At 69.0% G+C, this 14,306-nt stretch carries 14 protein-coding genes; 8 read left to right on the top strand and 6 right to left on the bottom strand.

The window, feature by feature from the left end:
* Positions 1-2: 2 nt before the first annotated feature.
* Entirely contained in the window at positions 3-923 is a 921-nt protein-coding gene (locus ABD156_RS34575; RefSeq protein WP_344283813.1) for a GNAT family N-acetyltransferase, read from the top strand.
* Positions 920-1,747 carry a DUF3626 domain-containing protein gene (locus tag ABD156_RS34570; RefSeq protein WP_344283810.1) on the top strand — a complete coding sequence of 276 codons (828 nt, stop codon included), beginning with the start codon at positions 920-922 and terminating at the stop codon, positions 1,745-1,747. The genes ABD156_RS34575 and ABD156_RS34570 overlap by 4 nt, the downstream gene beginning before the upstream one ends.
* On the opposite strand, the gene ABD156_RS34565 is transcribed toward ABD156_RS34570, so the two are convergent.
* Genes ABD156_RS34565 through nadD form a run of 5 tightly spaced genes read right to left on the bottom strand, consistent with a single transcriptional unit; the run spans position 1,744 to position 4,989 of the window.
* On the bottom strand, positions 1,744-2,589 hold the full coding sequence (locus ABD156_RS34565) for a DegV family protein (RefSeq protein WP_344283807.1): 846 nt from the start codon (positions 2,587-2,589) through the stop codon (positions 1,744-1,746). The genes ABD156_RS34570 and ABD156_RS34565 overlap by 4 nt on opposite strands.
* 4 nt (positions 2,590-2,593) lie before the next feature.
* Positions 2,594-3,322 carry a diglucosylglycerate octanoyltransferase gene (gene octT, locus ABD156_RS34560; RefSeq protein ID WP_116200457.1) on the bottom strand — a complete coding sequence of 243 codons (729 nt, stop codon included), beginning with the start codon at positions 3,320-3,322 and terminating at the stop codon, positions 2,594-2,596.
* A 4-nt stretch (positions 3,323-3,326) separates the two neighbouring features.
* Positions 3,327-3,941, bottom strand: coding sequence for a histidine phosphatase family protein (locus ABD156_RS34555; protein ID WP_344283803.1), 615 nt, complete (start codon positions 3,939-3,941; stop codon positions 3,327-3,329).
* A complete protein-coding gene (gene rsfS, locus ABD156_RS34550) occupies positions 3,938-4,345 on the bottom strand; it encodes a ribosome silencing factor (protein WP_344283800.1) in 408 nt (135 codons plus the stop codon). The genes ABD156_RS34555 and rsfS overlap by 4 nt, the downstream gene beginning before the upstream one ends.
* Positions 4,346-4,389: 44 nt before the next feature.
* Positions 4,390-4,989: a nicotinate-nucleotide adenylyltransferase gene (nadD, locus tag ABD156_RS34545; RefSeq protein WP_344283797.1), complete on the bottom strand. Its 600-nt coding sequence runs from the start codon at positions 4,987-4,989 to the stop codon at positions 4,390-4,392.
* A gap of 166 nt (positions 4,990-5,155) precedes the next feature.
* Here nadD and ABD156_RS34540 point away from each other — a divergent pair, with 166 nt between their 5' ends.
* The 3 genes from ABD156_RS34540 (at position 5,156) to argS (ending at position 10,868) form a co-directional block, all read left to right on the top strand.
* Positions 5,156-7,273, top strand: a complete 2,118-nt coding sequence (locus ABD156_RS34540) for a RecQ family ATP-dependent DNA helicase (RefSeq protein ID WP_344283794.1) — start codon at positions 5,156-5,158, stop codon at positions 7,271-7,273.
* Positions 7,274-7,802: 529 nt separating this feature from the next.
* Complete coding sequence (locus ABD156_RS34535) at positions 7,803-9,092, top strand: MFS transporter (RefSeq protein WP_344283792.1); 1,290 nt, start codon at positions 7,803-7,805, stop codon at positions 9,090-9,092.
* 57 nt (positions 9,093-9,149) lie between these two features.
* Positions 9,150-10,868, top strand: coding sequence for an arginine--tRNA ligase (argS, locus tag ABD156_RS34530; RefSeq protein ID WP_344283790.1), 1,719 nt, complete (start codon positions 9,150-9,152; stop codon positions 10,866-10,868).
* A gap of 1 nt (position 10,869) precedes the next feature.
* On the opposite strand, the gene ABD156_RS34525 is transcribed toward argS, so the two are convergent.
* The gene (locus ABD156_RS34525) at positions 10,870-11,496 is read right to left on the bottom strand and encodes a TetR/AcrR family transcriptional regulator (RefSeq protein WP_344283787.1); all 627 of its coding nucleotides are present in this window, start codon (positions 11,494-11,496) and stop codon (positions 10,870-10,872) included.
* Between the two features lie 115 nt (positions 11,497-11,611).
* Here ABD156_RS34525 and ABD156_RS34520 point away from each other — a divergent pair, with 115 nt between their 5' ends.
* The 3 genes from ABD156_RS34520 to ABD156_RS34510 are packed head-to-tail and all read left to right on the top strand — an operon-like array spanning position 11,612 to position 14,301.
* Positions 11,612-12,406: an enoyl-CoA hydratase-related protein gene (locus ABD156_RS34520; protein WP_344283784.1), complete on the top strand. Its 795-nt coding sequence runs from the start codon at positions 11,612-11,614 to the stop codon at positions 12,404-12,406.
* A gap of 2 nt (positions 12,407-12,408) precedes the next feature.
* Positions 12,409-13,554 carry an acyl-CoA dehydrogenase family protein gene (locus tag ABD156_RS34515; RefSeq protein WP_344283781.1) on the top strand — a complete coding sequence of 382 codons (1,146 nt, stop codon included), beginning with the start codon at positions 12,409-12,411 and terminating at the stop codon, positions 13,552-13,554.
* 12 nt (positions 13,555-13,566) lie between these two features.
* Entirely contained in the window at positions 13,567-14,301 is a 735-nt protein-coding gene (locus tag ABD156_RS34510) for an SDR family NAD(P)-dependent oxidoreductase (RefSeq protein ID WP_344283779.1), read from the top strand.
* The last annotated feature ends 5 nt before the right edge of the window (positions 14,302-14,306 follow it).

Below are 14,306 nucleotides of genomic sequence, written 5' to 3'. Positions count from 1 at the left end.
CTGTGGACCACGCCGAACTGACCTTGCGCCCGATCACGGGGCCGGAAGAGCTCGATCTCTTCTGCGGGCTCACCTACGCCCTCGACCACGAACTTGCCGACGACCTTGCCGCCGGTCGCCGCAGGCCGGGGTGGATGTGGGTCGCGCTTCGCAGCGGCGAGCTCGTCGCCAGGGCCGCGTGGTGGGGCCGCGCCGAGGAACCGGTCCCGTTTGTGCTGGACGTTTTCGATCTTGAGGACGTGGCCGTCGGAGCGCGGCTGTTACGAACCGCGATGGCGGAGATTCTGCCTACGGGCACCCGGCCTCCGACTTACCACCGGCTGGTCCCCTCGGATTGGCGCGAAGAAGCGACGACTCGAAGCGTGGTCGAAGACCGGATGACCGCGCTCGCACAGACCGGCGCGAAGCTGCTCGCCGAGCGGCTGCGCTTCGAGTGGACACCGGGGACTCCGGTCGCTCCACCGAACCGACTGGTCTTCCGTCCGATCCGCGACGAAGCCGAGATCCTCGACCTGATGACCCGTGTCCTGGACGGGACGCTCGACGCGCACAGCCGCGACGACCTGACGCGGATGTCCGCTCGCGAGGCGGCAATCCGGCATTACGAGGACGAACTGGCGCACTACCGCAGCCCCCGGGACTGGTGGCGGGTCGCGACGCTGTCCGACGGCACGCCGGTCGGTTTCGTCACGCCGGCGCGCAACAACTACAACCCGATCATCGGGTATCTCGCCGTCCTGCCCGAGCATCGCGGCAACGGCTACATCGACGACATTCTCGCCGAGGGCACCCGAATCCTTGCCGCCCAAGAAGTTCCTCGCATCCGGGCGGCGACGGATCTCGGCAATGTCCCGATGGCGAACGCGTTCCGGCGCGCGGGATACGTCGACTTCGAGCGGACGATCACGATGGCCTGGCCATGATTCGCGCGGAACCGTGGGAACGCGCGGTCGCTCACGTGGCCGCGTTGGCGGCTGGCGGCCCGGCGGATCCGTCGTGGCGGGTCACGCTGCATTTCCATCCGGACCGGCTGGTCAACGGCGTGCCGATCCTCGAGAGCATGGCGCGCGACGGCCGATATCGCTCGCAGTTCGAGACCGGAGTCAGCAACGGCGGGCTGACCGCGCGTCGGGGAGGAGACCGCTGGCGCTGGGAAAGCCGGTTGTTCGCTGGTGTCTACGACGACGTCGAGGCCGCGCACCGGCCGAAATACGGGTCGCTGAATTTTCGCGGCCGAAAGACAGGCGGCTCGCCGCGGTTCGGCTCGGCGTATCTGCGGCTCGCGCGGCACACGATGTCCCGCGCGACTTTCGCTTATCCCGACAGCGTTTTCGAACCGACCTCTTTCGGCGTCGAGGCCCGGCTTTCCGAGCTGGTCGCGATTGCCGAGGCGGACGACAAAGACTTGCTGGACGACTACATCGAAGCGCAGGTGCACGGAGAGGTAAACCTGGCGCGGGACGTCGAGGCGCTGGTTCTCGATCCGTCTTACCGAGGAACCGAAATCGAGACCGCGGCCCAAAAACTGGGTGCGGTCGAATGGCACGACGGGTTTCGGCTAGACACCGGAGAACTGCTCCGGCATCCCGAATACCGAGGTCCGGAATTCACTGCGCTGGGTGCAGAACTCGCCGAGGACGGAAAACTCGATCCGCGTATCCTCGGGAAAGCCACCGGCCAGGACGAGCAAGCGCTCAAACGTGTCTGGCATCTGCTCGCGCGATTCGGCAACCAGGAACTCAGCTAGGCGCGCTGCACGACCACGCCGAGCACGCCAGGGCCGGTGTGCGCGCCGATGACCGCGCCGATCTCCGACACCACGCATCCCCCGGCACAGCCAGGGATCGCTTCCTCCAGCCGGTTCGCCAGCTCGACAGCGCGTTCCGGCGAAGCGAGATGATGCACCGCCAGCTCGACCGGCCCCGTCCCCGCCGCCTGCACGGACAACTCGACCAAGCGCCCGATCGCGCGGTTCATCGTGCGCACTTTCTCCAGCGGCAGGATCCGGCCGTCGGACATGTGCAGCACCGGTTTCACCGCCAGCGCGGTGCCGAGCAGCGCCGCGGCCGAGCCGATCCGACCGCCTCGGCGCAGGTGTTCCAGCGTCTCGACCACGAACAACGTCGACGACCGGTCGGCCGCATTCGTCGCGACTGCTTCGACTTCGGCCGGGCTGGCTCCGGCAGCGGCGGCGTCCGCGGCATGCAGGGCCGCGAAGCCCAAACCCATCGCCGTGGTGCGGGAATCGACGACCCGGACCCGGTCCGAGCCGACTTCTTCCGCGGCCAGGACGGCGGCTTCCCAGGTACCGGACAGCTCTCTCGACAGGTGCACGGACACTACGGCGTCCGCGCCGGCGTCGAGCGCGGCCCGGAATTCGGTGGCGAACTCGGCCGGAGTGGGCCGCGAAGTCGTGACGATCTTGCGCTCCCCCAGCGCTTCCGCGAGCGCGGCGGGACCCATTTCGACGCCGTCGAGCGAACACACGCCTTCCACCAGGACGTGCAGGGGCACCACCCGCACCGAGTGCCGCTCGGCGAAGCCTTCGGGCAGGTGCGCGGTGGAGTCCGTGACCACGGCGACCGACACGTCGTCAGCCTACGTTGCCAGAGCCGAGGTGCGGGGCAACGAGCTTCGCCATCGCGGTGCCGACAGCTTCGTGCCCGGCCCATCCCCAGTGCATGCCGTCGGGATTTCCCGCGCCGCTCAAGACATGTTCGCCAACCACGCCGGGCGTGTCGAGCAACGGCACTTCGCGTCGCGCGGCCCACGAAGCGAGCGCAGCGGCCGCTTCGGCGCGTCCCGTGTGTACGCGTCCGTACGCATCAGCGCGGTGCACCGAAGGCAGCATGCCGAACACCGGCAACTCAGGGCGTAGCGCGCGCAACGCTTCGACGGACTGGTCCAGATAGCTCACGCTCAGGCGCGCAGGAAGCACGCGAGGACGTCCGCGCATCACGACAGACAAACGTGGCTGCGCAGCGAGATAAGCACCGCGTACAACGCGACGCACGCCGTCGGGGCGAAGGTAGCGAAGCCCCTGACGCAAGTACGTCGGCAGAGGCGACGGCAGTGTGTCCATGTGACCGACGGCGAGCACGACGGCGTCGACGCGACGCAGATCCGCCCACACGCGCGGGTCGCCGGTGAGCGACCACCACAGGTCTCGCGCGGTCCAGCCGATTCCGGCGACAAGATCGGCTTGGCCGGACAGCGCGTTCGCGGCGACGTTGGGCCACAGGCGCGGATCATCGGCCGCGCAAGGGCCCTCGGGGCCGTGGAAACAGAGTGAATCGCCGAAGACGAGCAGCTGCGGGCTCATCGGGTCAGCCGGTGATGCCCGCGTTGTACGCGTGCAACCGCCACTTCCCCTCGCGGTGGCCGAGTTCGACCCAGTGGCAGTTCATGATCCCGCCGAGCGACGGCCAGACCTCGACCGGCAGGCCGAGCAGCTTCGCGGTCAGCGCGAGGATGAGCCCGCCGTGCGAGGCGAGCAGGACCGATTCGCCGACGTCGGAGTTCGGCTGCATCAGGTCGTTGACCACCTCGGCGGCGCGTTCGGCGACCTCCACCCGGGATTCGCCGCCCGGCGGAGCCCACGCGGCGTTGGTGCGCCACAGCTGGCGGTCGCCCGGATAGCCTTCGTCGACCTCGGCGCCGGTCAGGCCCTGCCACTCGCCGAGATGCGTCTCACGCAGCCGCTTGTCGATCTGCAGCGGCACGCCGATCGCCTCCGTGAGCACCGTCGCGGTGTCGGTGGCGCGGCGCAGATCGGACGCGATCACCAGCTCCGGCGCGAAGCGCGCGAGCGCGGGCACGGCGAAGCGCGCCTGGTTCCAGCCGACCGGGGTCAGCGCGGAATCGAGGTGTCCCTGCATGCGGCCGGCGGCGTTGTAGTCCGTCTCGCCGTGCCGCCAGAGCAGCAGCCGCCGCGGGCTCACGCCTCCGGACCGTCCGCGTCGTCGGTGTCGTTGGCGGGGACCGTCGCCAGCCCTTCGACCTCGATCCGCGGGCAGTCCTTCCACAGCCGCTCGAGGCCGTAGAACGAGCGCTCGTCCGCGTGCTGGACGTGGACGACGACGTCGACGTAGTCGAGCAGCACCCAGCGGCCCTCGCGGGCGCCTTCGCGCCGGACCGGCTTGTGCCCCTCGATGCGGAGCTTCTCTTCCACGTTGTCGACGATCGCGCCGACCTGGCGCTCGTTGGCCGCGGAGGCGATCACGAACGCGTCGGTGATCACGAGCTGCTCGGACACGTCCAGGACGACCACGTCGCTGGCCAGCTTGTCGGCCGCCGCGTGCGCGGCCGCCACCGCCAGGTCCCGTGCCTCGGACGTCGCTGCCACAGTGCTCCTTCAGATTCGGGGTATGCCCGGACGAGGGTACCCGGTCAGGCCTCGGCGTCCTTGCGGTAGAGGTCCTTCTTGGCGATGTAGCGCACAACGCCGTCGGGCACGAGGTACCAGACCGGCTCGCCCCGCTCGACGCGTTCGCGGCATCCGGTGGACGAGATGGACATGGCGGTGACCTCGACGAGGCTCACCTTGCCGCTCGGCAGATGGTGCGAATTGAGCCGGTAGCCCGGGCGGGTGACGCCGATGAAATGCGCGAAGTCGAACAGCTCGCCTGCCTTGTGCCAGGTGAGGATCTGCTCGAGCGCGTCGGCCCCGGTGATGAAGAACAGCTCGTCGTCCGGGTACTCCTCGTGCAGGTCGCGCAGCGTGTCGACGGTGTAGGTCTGGCCGCCGCGGTCGATGTCGACCCGGCTCACCGAGAAGACCGGGTTGGACGCGGTGGCGATGACCGTCATCAGATAGCGGTCCTCGGCGCGCGTGACGCGGCGGCCGGACTTCTGCCACGGCTGCCCGGTCGGCACGAAGATGACCTCGTCGAGCGCGAACCGCGACTGGACCTCGCTGGCCGCGACGAGGTGGCCGTGGTGCACGGGGTCGAAGGTGCCGCCCATGACCCCGATCCGGCGTGGTGACATAGCCGGTGAGCCTATACGCGCGGGCACGCGAGGGCTTCCCGTCGCGACTGCGACCTAGGTTACTGTTGTGACATGAGTCACATAACTCTGCGTTTACGACCGGAAACTGTCCGTTCGGGGTCGGTCGGCTCCGGGATTGTCGGGGGCATGGGGTAGACCGGGGGACGTGGACACCACCGCTACCACCCCAGACCTCCGGACCCGCGCCGAGACCCTGCTCCGCGCGCTCGCCGGGGACAACGCCGCCCTCCGAGAGGACCAGTGGACCGCCATCGAGGCGCTGGTCGCGCACCATCGGCGCGCGCTCGTCGTGCAGCGCACCGGCTGGGGAAAGTCGGCCGTGTACTTCCTGGCCACCGCTCTGCTGCGGGAACAGGGAGCGGGGCCGACGGTCATCGTGTCGCCGCTGCTCGCCCTGATGCGCAACCAGATCTCCGCCGCCGCCAGGGCGGGGATTCACGCGGCCACCATCAACTCGGCGAACGCGCAGGAGTGGGACCAGGTCCAAGCGTCGGTGGCGGCGGGCGAGGTGGACGTGCTGCTGGTCAGCCCGGAACGGCTCAACAACCCGGACTTCCGCGACAGCGTGCTGCCGAAGCTCACCGCCAGCGCCGGCCTGCTGGTGGTGGACGAGGCGCACTGCATTTCCGACTGGGGCCATGACTTCCGGCCGGACTACCGGCGGCTGCGCACGCTGCTGGGCGATCTGCCGGAAGGCGTGCCGGTGCTGGCCACCACCGCGACCGCGAACGATCGGGTGGCCACGGACGTCGCCGAGCAGCTCGGCATCGGCGGCGAGACGGACACGCTCGTCCTGCGCGGTCCGCTCGACCGGGAAAGCCTGCGGCTGGCCGTGGCCGAGCTGCCGAGTGACGAGGCGCGGCTGGCCTGGCTCGCCGAGCACCTGGCGGAACTGCCGGGGTCGGGCATCATCTACACGCTCACCGTCGCCGCCGCGCACGACGTCGCCGCGCTGCTGTCCGATCGCGGCTACCCGGTGGCCGCCTACACCGGGAAGACCGATCCGGCCGACCGCCAGGCCGCGGAGGACGACCTGCTGGAGAACCGGGTCAAGGCGCTGGTGGCGACGTCCGCGCTCGGGATGGGGTTCGACAAGCCGGACCTCGGGTTCGTGGTGCACCTCGGCGCGCCGTCGTCGCCGATCGCCTACTACCAGCAGGTCGGGCGTGCCGGTCGTGGCGTCGAGCGGGCCGAGGTGGTGCTGCTGCCGGGGCGGGAGGACAAGGCGATCTGGGCGTACTTCGGATCGCTGGCGTTCCCGGACGAGCTGCGCGTCACGCAGGTGCTCAACGCGCTCGCGTACTCCGACCGTCCACTTTCGACAGCCGCGCTGGAGCCGTCAGTCGAGCTTTCCCGGTCGCGGCTGGAAATGGTGCTGAAAGTGCTCGATGTGGACGGTGCGGTGCGCCGGGTGCGCGGCGGCTGGGAAAGCACCGGACAGCCGTGGGAGTACGACCGGGAACGGTACGAACGCGTCAGCGTCGCGCGGGCGGCCGAGCAGGAGGCGATGCTCGGGTACATCCGCACGGCCGGATGCCGGATGGAGTATCTGCGGCGGCAGCTCGACGATCCGGAGGCAGCGCCGTGCGGGCGGTGCGACAACTGCACCGGGGAGCATTGGAATACCGCGGTATCCGAGGAAGTCGCGGGCGAGACGCGGGAACGGCTGGACCGGCCCGGGGTCGCGGTGGCGCCGCGAAAACAGTGGCCGAGCGGGATGAAGGGGCTCGACGTGCCGCTGTCGGGCCGGATCAAGACGGAAGAGCAGGCCGAGCAGGGACAGGTGCTGGGCCGGCTCACGGACGTGGGCTGGGGCGGCCGGTTGCGCGAACTGCTCGGCCCGGGCGCGCCGGACGCCGAGGTCCCCGACTCGGTTTTCGACGCGTGCGTGAAGGTGCTCGCGGGATGGCAGTGGGCGCAACGTCCGGTGGCGGTGGTGGCGATCCCGTCGGCGACGCGGCCGCAGTTGGTGGACAGCCTCGCGTTGCGCTTGTCGGCGATCGGGCGGCTGGACTACCTGGGTGAGCTGACGTCGGCCGGGCCGCCGCCCCGGCAGGCGAACAGCGCGCAACGGCTGGCCGATCTGTGGCGGAGGTTGAGCCTGCCGGACGACGTGGCGGCGAGTGTCGCGCAGGCGCAGGGGCCGGTGCTGCTGGTGGACGACCTGATCGACACTGGCTGGACGATGACACTGGCGGCGCGGCTGCTGCGCCGGGCCGGGGCGGAGGGGGTGTTGCCGTTCGCGTTGGCGACCACTGCTTGAGGTGCGGTGCGGCCTCGGTGCGTGGGCGGCTGGGCGGGATCGGTTTGAGGTGCGCGGCGGCCTGGGCGACCGAACGGAATCGGCTTGAGCTCCGCCGCGGGCCGGTGCGGACCGAGGCTGTGTTTGCGGCGGGAGCGAGTCGGGCACGGTTAGTCCTGGCGGGTTGATCCGGCCCGGTGCGCGGGCACTGAATCGGTGATGCCGCTGCGGTGCCTCCCGACGCGGTGCGCCCGATCCGCGCTACGCGACTGAGGCCGTTCAGGTGACCGCGGGATGCCGCACGAACGAAGCGGGGCGGGCGACGGGGACAAGCCCCGGACATGACGGCCTGGCTCAGCCGGAGCGGCCGGCGCGTCCGCATCGCCACCCGCGCCCCCATGATCCCCCTGCGGCAAAAGCATTCCCGCATCACAGACCGCAGTGGGACAAGCACCAACTGCCATCATGGGGCGAGATCTACCGATCTCCGGGCATTTCTGGCAAAGTCCCGTTCCACTCGGCGGACGTGCGGACGTGTGGAGGTTGCCCGATGGCCGGTCCTACGACCGAAGGCGTCGCCCGGCATCGGTTGCCGGTGCGGAAGTTGTTCGCTGCCAGTGCGGGCAATGCGCTCGAGTGGTTCGACTGGACGATCTACGCGACCTTCAGCATCTACTTCGCCGGCGCGTTCTTCCCTCCCGGCAACGAAACGCTCGCGCTGATCAACACCTTCGCCACCTACGCGCTCGCGTTCTTCTTCCGGCCGCTCGGCGGCGTGCTCCTCGGGCGCTTCGCCGACGTGCACGGGCGCAAGCCCGCCATGTTGCTCACCATTTCGCTGATGGCGGGCGGGTCGGTCGCGATCGGCGTGCTTCCGACGTTCGCGCAGGTCGGGTGGCTGGCTCCGATTCTCCTGCTGCTCGCGCGGATCGCGCAGGGGCTTTCGCTCGGTGGCGAGGTGTCCAACGCTTCCGCGTACCTCGGCGAGGTCGCGCCCAAGGAGCGGCGCGGTCGGTACTCGTCCTTCTTCTACATCTCCACCGGGTCCGCGGTGCTCATCGCGACGGTGCTCGGGTTCGTGCTCGCCCGCACGATGGACAAGGCGCACCTCACCTCGTTCGGCTGGCGGATTCCGTTCCTGCTCGGCGGCGTGCTCGGGCTGGTCGGGCTGTGGCTGCGGCGCAGTCTCGAAGAAACCGAGCTGTACCACGAGAAAAAGGAGAGCGCGCGGCAAGTGAAGCGGCCGTTGCTCACCACGGTCACTCAGCATCCGCGGGCGGTCGGGCAGCTCATCGGGTTCTCGATGCTCTCGACGCTTTGCTACTACACCTTCTTCAGCGCCCTCACGTCCTTCGCGGTCAAGGGGCGCGGCGCGAACGACGTCGACACCTTCCTCGCGCTTTCCATCGCGACCGCCCTCTTCGTCGTCCTCCAGTACCCGATGGGCGCGCTCGCCGACCGGCACGGGCGGCGGCCTCAGTTGCTGGTCTGGTCCGGGGCCACCGCGCTCGTGATCGTGCCTCTCTCCTACCTCGTGCGGCCCGGGTTCGGGAATCTGCTCATCGTGTTCTGCGTCGGCCTCGCGCTCTACACCGCGATGACCTCGCTGGCGCCGGCGATCATGAGCGAGCTCTTCCCCACCGAACTGCGCGGGCTGGGCATCGGCGCTTGGTACAACCTGACCGTCGCCGTGTTCGGCGGGACCGCGCCGCTCGTGCTCAGCGCGCTTTCCGCGGCGGGCGCTGCCACTGCCTTCTTCTGGTATGTCGCCGTCGCGGCGGCGATCGCGTTCTTCGTGATCCTCCGGATGCCCGAAACGAAGGGCAGCGAACTGCGGTAAACCCGCTCGCGCGCGGTCGGTAGGCTTCACCGATCGACTACGCGAAGGAGGGACACCGTGCGCAAGCCCGAGGTTAGTGAGGAACTGGCCCGACGCGTGGTGGCCTCGCTCCGCCGCGCGTTCGACGTCGACCTCGACCCGTCCGCGGCGCTCATCGCGGTGTCCACTCGCGACGGTGTCGACTACCAGTGCAACCTGGCGATGAGCCTCGGCAAACGGCTCGGCAAGCCGCCGCGCGAGGTCGCGGCCGGGATCGTCGAGAACCTGGAGCTGGACGGCATCGCCGACCAGCCGGAGATCGCCGGGCCCGGGTTCCTGAACTTCGTGTTGCGCCGCGAATGGCTTGAGCAGCGCGTGGCCGAGCAAGCGAAAGACGACCGGCTCGGGGTCGCCGAGGCCGAGCAGCCGCGCCGGGTCGCGCTCGACTACAGCAGTCCCAACGTGGCCAAGGAAATGCACGTCGGGCACGTGCGCTCCACGGTGATCGGCGACGCGATCAGCAGGCTGCTGCGCTTCGTCGGGCACGAAGTGCTGCCGCACAACCATCTCGGCGACTGGGGCACGCCGTTCGGCATGCTGATCGAGCATCACCTGGACGAACCGTCCGGGGATCGCAGCGACCTCAATGCGTTTTACCAGGCCGCACGCCGGAAGTTCGACGCCGACGAGGCCTTCGCGACCCGTTCCCGCGAGCGCGTCGTGAAGCTCCAGAGCGGCGACGCGGACACGCTCGCCTTCTGGCAGGAACTCGTCGATGAGTCGACAAGGCACTTCAACGCGGCCTACCGCCAGCTCGGCATCACGCTCACCGACGACGACATCTACGGCGAAAGCTTCTACAACCCGTACCTGGGCGAGGTCGTCGACGAACTCGAAGCCGACGGGCTCACCGAGCTCAGCGACGGCGCGGTGTGCGTGTTCCCCGAAGGCTTCACCAACCGCGAAGGCGACCGGCTCCCGCTGATCGTCCGCAAGCGCGACGGCGGCTACGGCTACGCGGCCACCGACCTCGCCACCATCCGGTACTGGACCGCCGAACGCGGGGCGACCGATCTGCTGTACGTCGTCGGCACCCCGCAGGCGCAGCACTTCGCGATGATCTTCGCGGTGGCCCGTGCGGCGGGCTGGCTCGAAGGCGTGCACGCCGAGCACATCGGGTTCGGCTCGATCCTCGGCGCGGACGGCAAGGTGATGCGCACCCGCGCCGGCGAGACGATCAAGCTCGCCAGCCTGCTCGACGAAGCAGTGGCGCAGGCCGCGGAAGTCGTTGCGGAGCGCAGTAAACTGAGCAAGGAAGAGCAGCGGGAAGTCGCGCGCGCAGTCGGTATCGGAGCGGTCAAGTACGCCGACCTTTCCAGCGACCGCGAACGCGACTACGTGTTCGACTGGGACCGCATGCTCGCCAAGGACGGCAATACGTCCGTCTACCTGCAGTACGCGCACGCACGGATCGAGTCGATCCTCGCCAAGGCGGGCGAAACCGACGATAACGCGCCCGTCCTTCTTCAAAAACCAGAGGAACGCACGCTCGCGCTGACGCTGCTGCGGTTCAGCGAAGCGATCAGTGCGGCGACGTCCGCGTACGCGCCGCACAAGCTCTGTACGTACCTGTACGACACCGCGGTCACGTTCTCGCGCTTCTACGAGGAGTGCCCGGTGCTGACCGCGGAAACCCCGGAGCTGCGCGCTTCGCGGGTACAGCTGGCCACGCTCACGTCGCGCACGCTCGTGCAGGGCTTGGCGTTGCTCGGCATCGAAGCCCCGCGACGCCTCTAAATCAGGGTCCGATGTGGACGAGCGCCATCAACGTGTCGGCGACCTCGTCCACCGCTTTTCCCCGTGCGGCGGACGGCAATTCACCGCACCACGTCGGCGCCTGGCTCATCGCTGCGTGCATGCACTGCAGCACGGTGTCGACGCTGGTGACGGTGAACTCGCCGCTCGTCAGGCCTTCTTCGACCAGCGCGCGGAACAGCGCGTCGTGGCGGAGGCGGAGTTCCTTGATGCGTTCGCGTTGCGCGCTCGGCCATTCGCGCGGCATCAGGAACAGCCGCAGCGCCGCCGGATAGTCGTTGACCGCGATCGTGACGTGCTCGTGGATCAACGCGCGCAGGCGGTCTCCCGGCGTGCCCTCGGTGCGGTCGAGCAGTTGCTCCAGCCGCGCCGTCCACTCGTCGCCGAGCGTCTCGATCGCCGCCGTGCCTAGCTCGTCTTTGCTGGAAAAGTAGTAGTACAGCGAACCCTTCGTGACGTCGAGGCGCTCGGCGACATGCTCCAGGCTCACCGCGTCGTAGCCGCGCTCGCCGAACAACTCGGCCGCCGCCGTCAGGATTTCCTGGATCCGCTTGCCCCGTTTGCGCTGCACGCGCTCGGACGGCGGTTTCACCCCGTTCACCGCGCCCATCTCGCTCCTCCGTGTTCTCCGCTGCCCCGAAAGCCTATCGGTTGACCGCAAGTTCAACTCTTGACTTGAGAGTCAAATTTTGTCACCGTGGTCAGACGACAGACGGGAGCGGACGATGGAGTTCGAGGACATCCGGTACGAAATCGACGGCCCGGCCGCGGTCGTCACGATCGACCGGCCGGAGCGCTACAACGCCTTTCGCGGGAAGACGGTCGACGAGCTGATCAAGGCGTTCCGCCTGGCCTGGGCGGACAAGCAGGTGCAGGCGGTGATCCTCACCGGTGCCGGCGAGAAGGCGTTCTGCACCGGCGGCGACGTCAAACAGCGTGCGGAGACCGGCGACTACGGTCCGACCGAGAGCGGCATGTTCGAGATCGGCAACCTGCACAAGCTCATCCGCGACATCCCGAAGCCGGTGATCGCCGCGGTCAACGGCGTCGCGGTCGGCGGCGGGCACGTGCTGCACGTCCTGTGCGACGTCACGATCGCCAGCGAGACCGCGCGGTTCGGCCAGGCCGGTCCGCGGGTCGGGTCGTTCGACGCCGGGTTCGGCTCGGCGTATCTCGCGCGGGTCGTCGGCGAGAAGAAGGCGCGCGAGATCTGGTTCTTCTGCCGCCAGTACGACGCGGCCGAGGCGGAGCGGATGGGCCTGGTCAACGCCGTCGTCCCGGCGGGCGAACTGCTCAAGACCGCCAAGGCGTGGGCTGACGACGCTGCCGCACTAAGCCCGACCGCACTGCGTTTTCTCAAGCAGTCCTTCAACGCGGACACCGACCACCAGGCCGGACTGTCCAATTTGGCCATGTCCGCGCTCGACCTGTTCACCGCCTCGCCGGAGGGCTTGGAAGGTGCGCAAGCGTTTGCGGAGAAGCGCAAGCCGGACTTCGTCTCGCACGTGAACTGGCACTGACCATGGACTTCACGTTCACCGACGACGAGGACGCCTACCGGAACGAGCTGCGCCGGTTCGCGACGAAAGTCCTTGCGCCGCATTACCAATCCGACGACAAGGCGGCGAAGCTGCGGCCCCAGCTCGTCGCGGACCTGGCGTCGATGGGCCTGACCGGCCTGCGCATCCCGGAACGCCACGGCGGCCAGGAGGCCAGCGCGGTCGTCGCCGGGATGGCCGCCGAGGAGGTCGCGCGCGGCGACTTCAACGCCGCCTATCTGATCATCGTCAGCGCGCTGGTCAGCGACATCCTCACCCGGAACGCGACCGAACAGCAGCAGGCCGCGTGGCTGCCGCCGATCGCGTCCGGCGAGGTCGTACCCGCGTTCTGCATCACCGAACCCGGGCACGGCACCGACGCCGCGAAGCTGGAGATGAAGGCCGAACCGGACGGTGACGGCTGGCGGCTCACCGGCGAGAAAACCTCGATCACGCTGGGGATGTCCGCCGACGTCGCGCTCGTGCTCGCCCGCACCGGCGGCCCCGGCGCGCGCGGGGTCAGCGCGTTCTGGGTCGAACTGGACGACGCCTACGTCTCGCGGGCGGCGTTCGACGATCTCGGCAGCCGGGCCATCGGACGCGCGTCACTGCACTTCGACGGGCTGCCCGTCGCCAAGGAAGCGTTGGTCGGCGGCGAGGGCCAAGGGTTCGTCTCCGTGATGCAGGGTTTCGACTATTCGCGCGCGATCATCGGGCTCGCTTGCCTTGGCGCGGCGCAGGTTTCGCTCGACGAGGCGCTGCAGTGGTCCCGCGACCGCGAGGCGTTCGGCAGTCCGATCGGCACCTTCCAAGGCGTCGCGTTCCCGCTCGCCGAGCAGGCGACGTACCTGCGCGGTGCCCGGCACGTCTGTTACGAAGCGTTGTGGCGCAAGGACAACGACGTCGAGCACAGCACCGAGGCGGCGATGGCGAAGTTCTGGGCACCGAAGCTCGCCGCGGAGACCATTCACCAGTGTCTGCTGACGTTCGGGCACCTCGGCTACTCCAGCGAAAGCCCGGTCGGGCAGCGGCTTCGTGACGTGATCGGCCTCGAAATCGGCGACGGCACCGCGCAGGTGTCGAAGCTCGTCATCGCGCGCAACCTGCTCGGCCGCGCCTACGCCCCCTAGAGGAGAACACGCATGCTCAAGGACAAAGTCATCATCGTCACTGGTGCGGGCCAAGGCATCGGCCGTGGCATCGCCGAGAAGCTGGCCGCCGAAGGCGCGACCGTCGTGGTCAGCGACATCAACGAGACCACTGCGAAGGAGACCGCGGCCGCGATCGGCGGGGTCGGCGTCAAGACCGACGTCACCTCCCCCGAATCCGTCGCCGCCGCGGTCGAGCAGGTCCGCGCGCAGTTCGGCCGGATCGACGTGCTGGTCAACAACGCCGGCTGGGACAAGGCGGGCCCGTTCATCGAGTCCGACCGCGCCGACTGGGACCGCGTCGTGCAGATCAATCTCTACGGCGTGCTCAACACCTGCCGCGAGGTCTTGCCGGTGATGGCCGAGCAGGGCTTCGGCTCCGTGGTCAACATCGCTTCCGACGCCGGCCGCGTCGGTTCGTCGGGCGAGGCGGTGTATTCGGCCGCGAAGGGCGGCATCATCGCGTTCACGAAGTCCATCGCCCGGGAATTGGCGCGCAGCAAGGTAAACGCCAACGTCGTGTGCCCCGGTCCCGCCGACACCGAACTGTTCGCCTCGCTCGGCGGCGACAACCGGAAACTGCGCGAAGCGCTGACGAAAGCCATCCCGTTCCGGCGGCTCGCGCAGCCGTCCGACATCGCGAACGTGGTCGCCTTCCTGGCCTCCGACGAGGCCGCCTACGTCACCGGCCAGACCGTCAGCGTCAGCGGCGGCCTCACCATGAGCTGACCCGG

The sequence above is a fragment of the Amycolatopsis albidoflavus genome (genome assembly GCF_039525725.1).
Taxonomy (GTDB): Bacteria; Actinomycetota; Actinomycetes; order Mycobacteriales; family Pseudonocardiaceae; genus Amycolatopsis; species Amycolatopsis albidoflava.
This window is presented reverse-complemented; position numbering and strand designations above follow the sequence as displayed.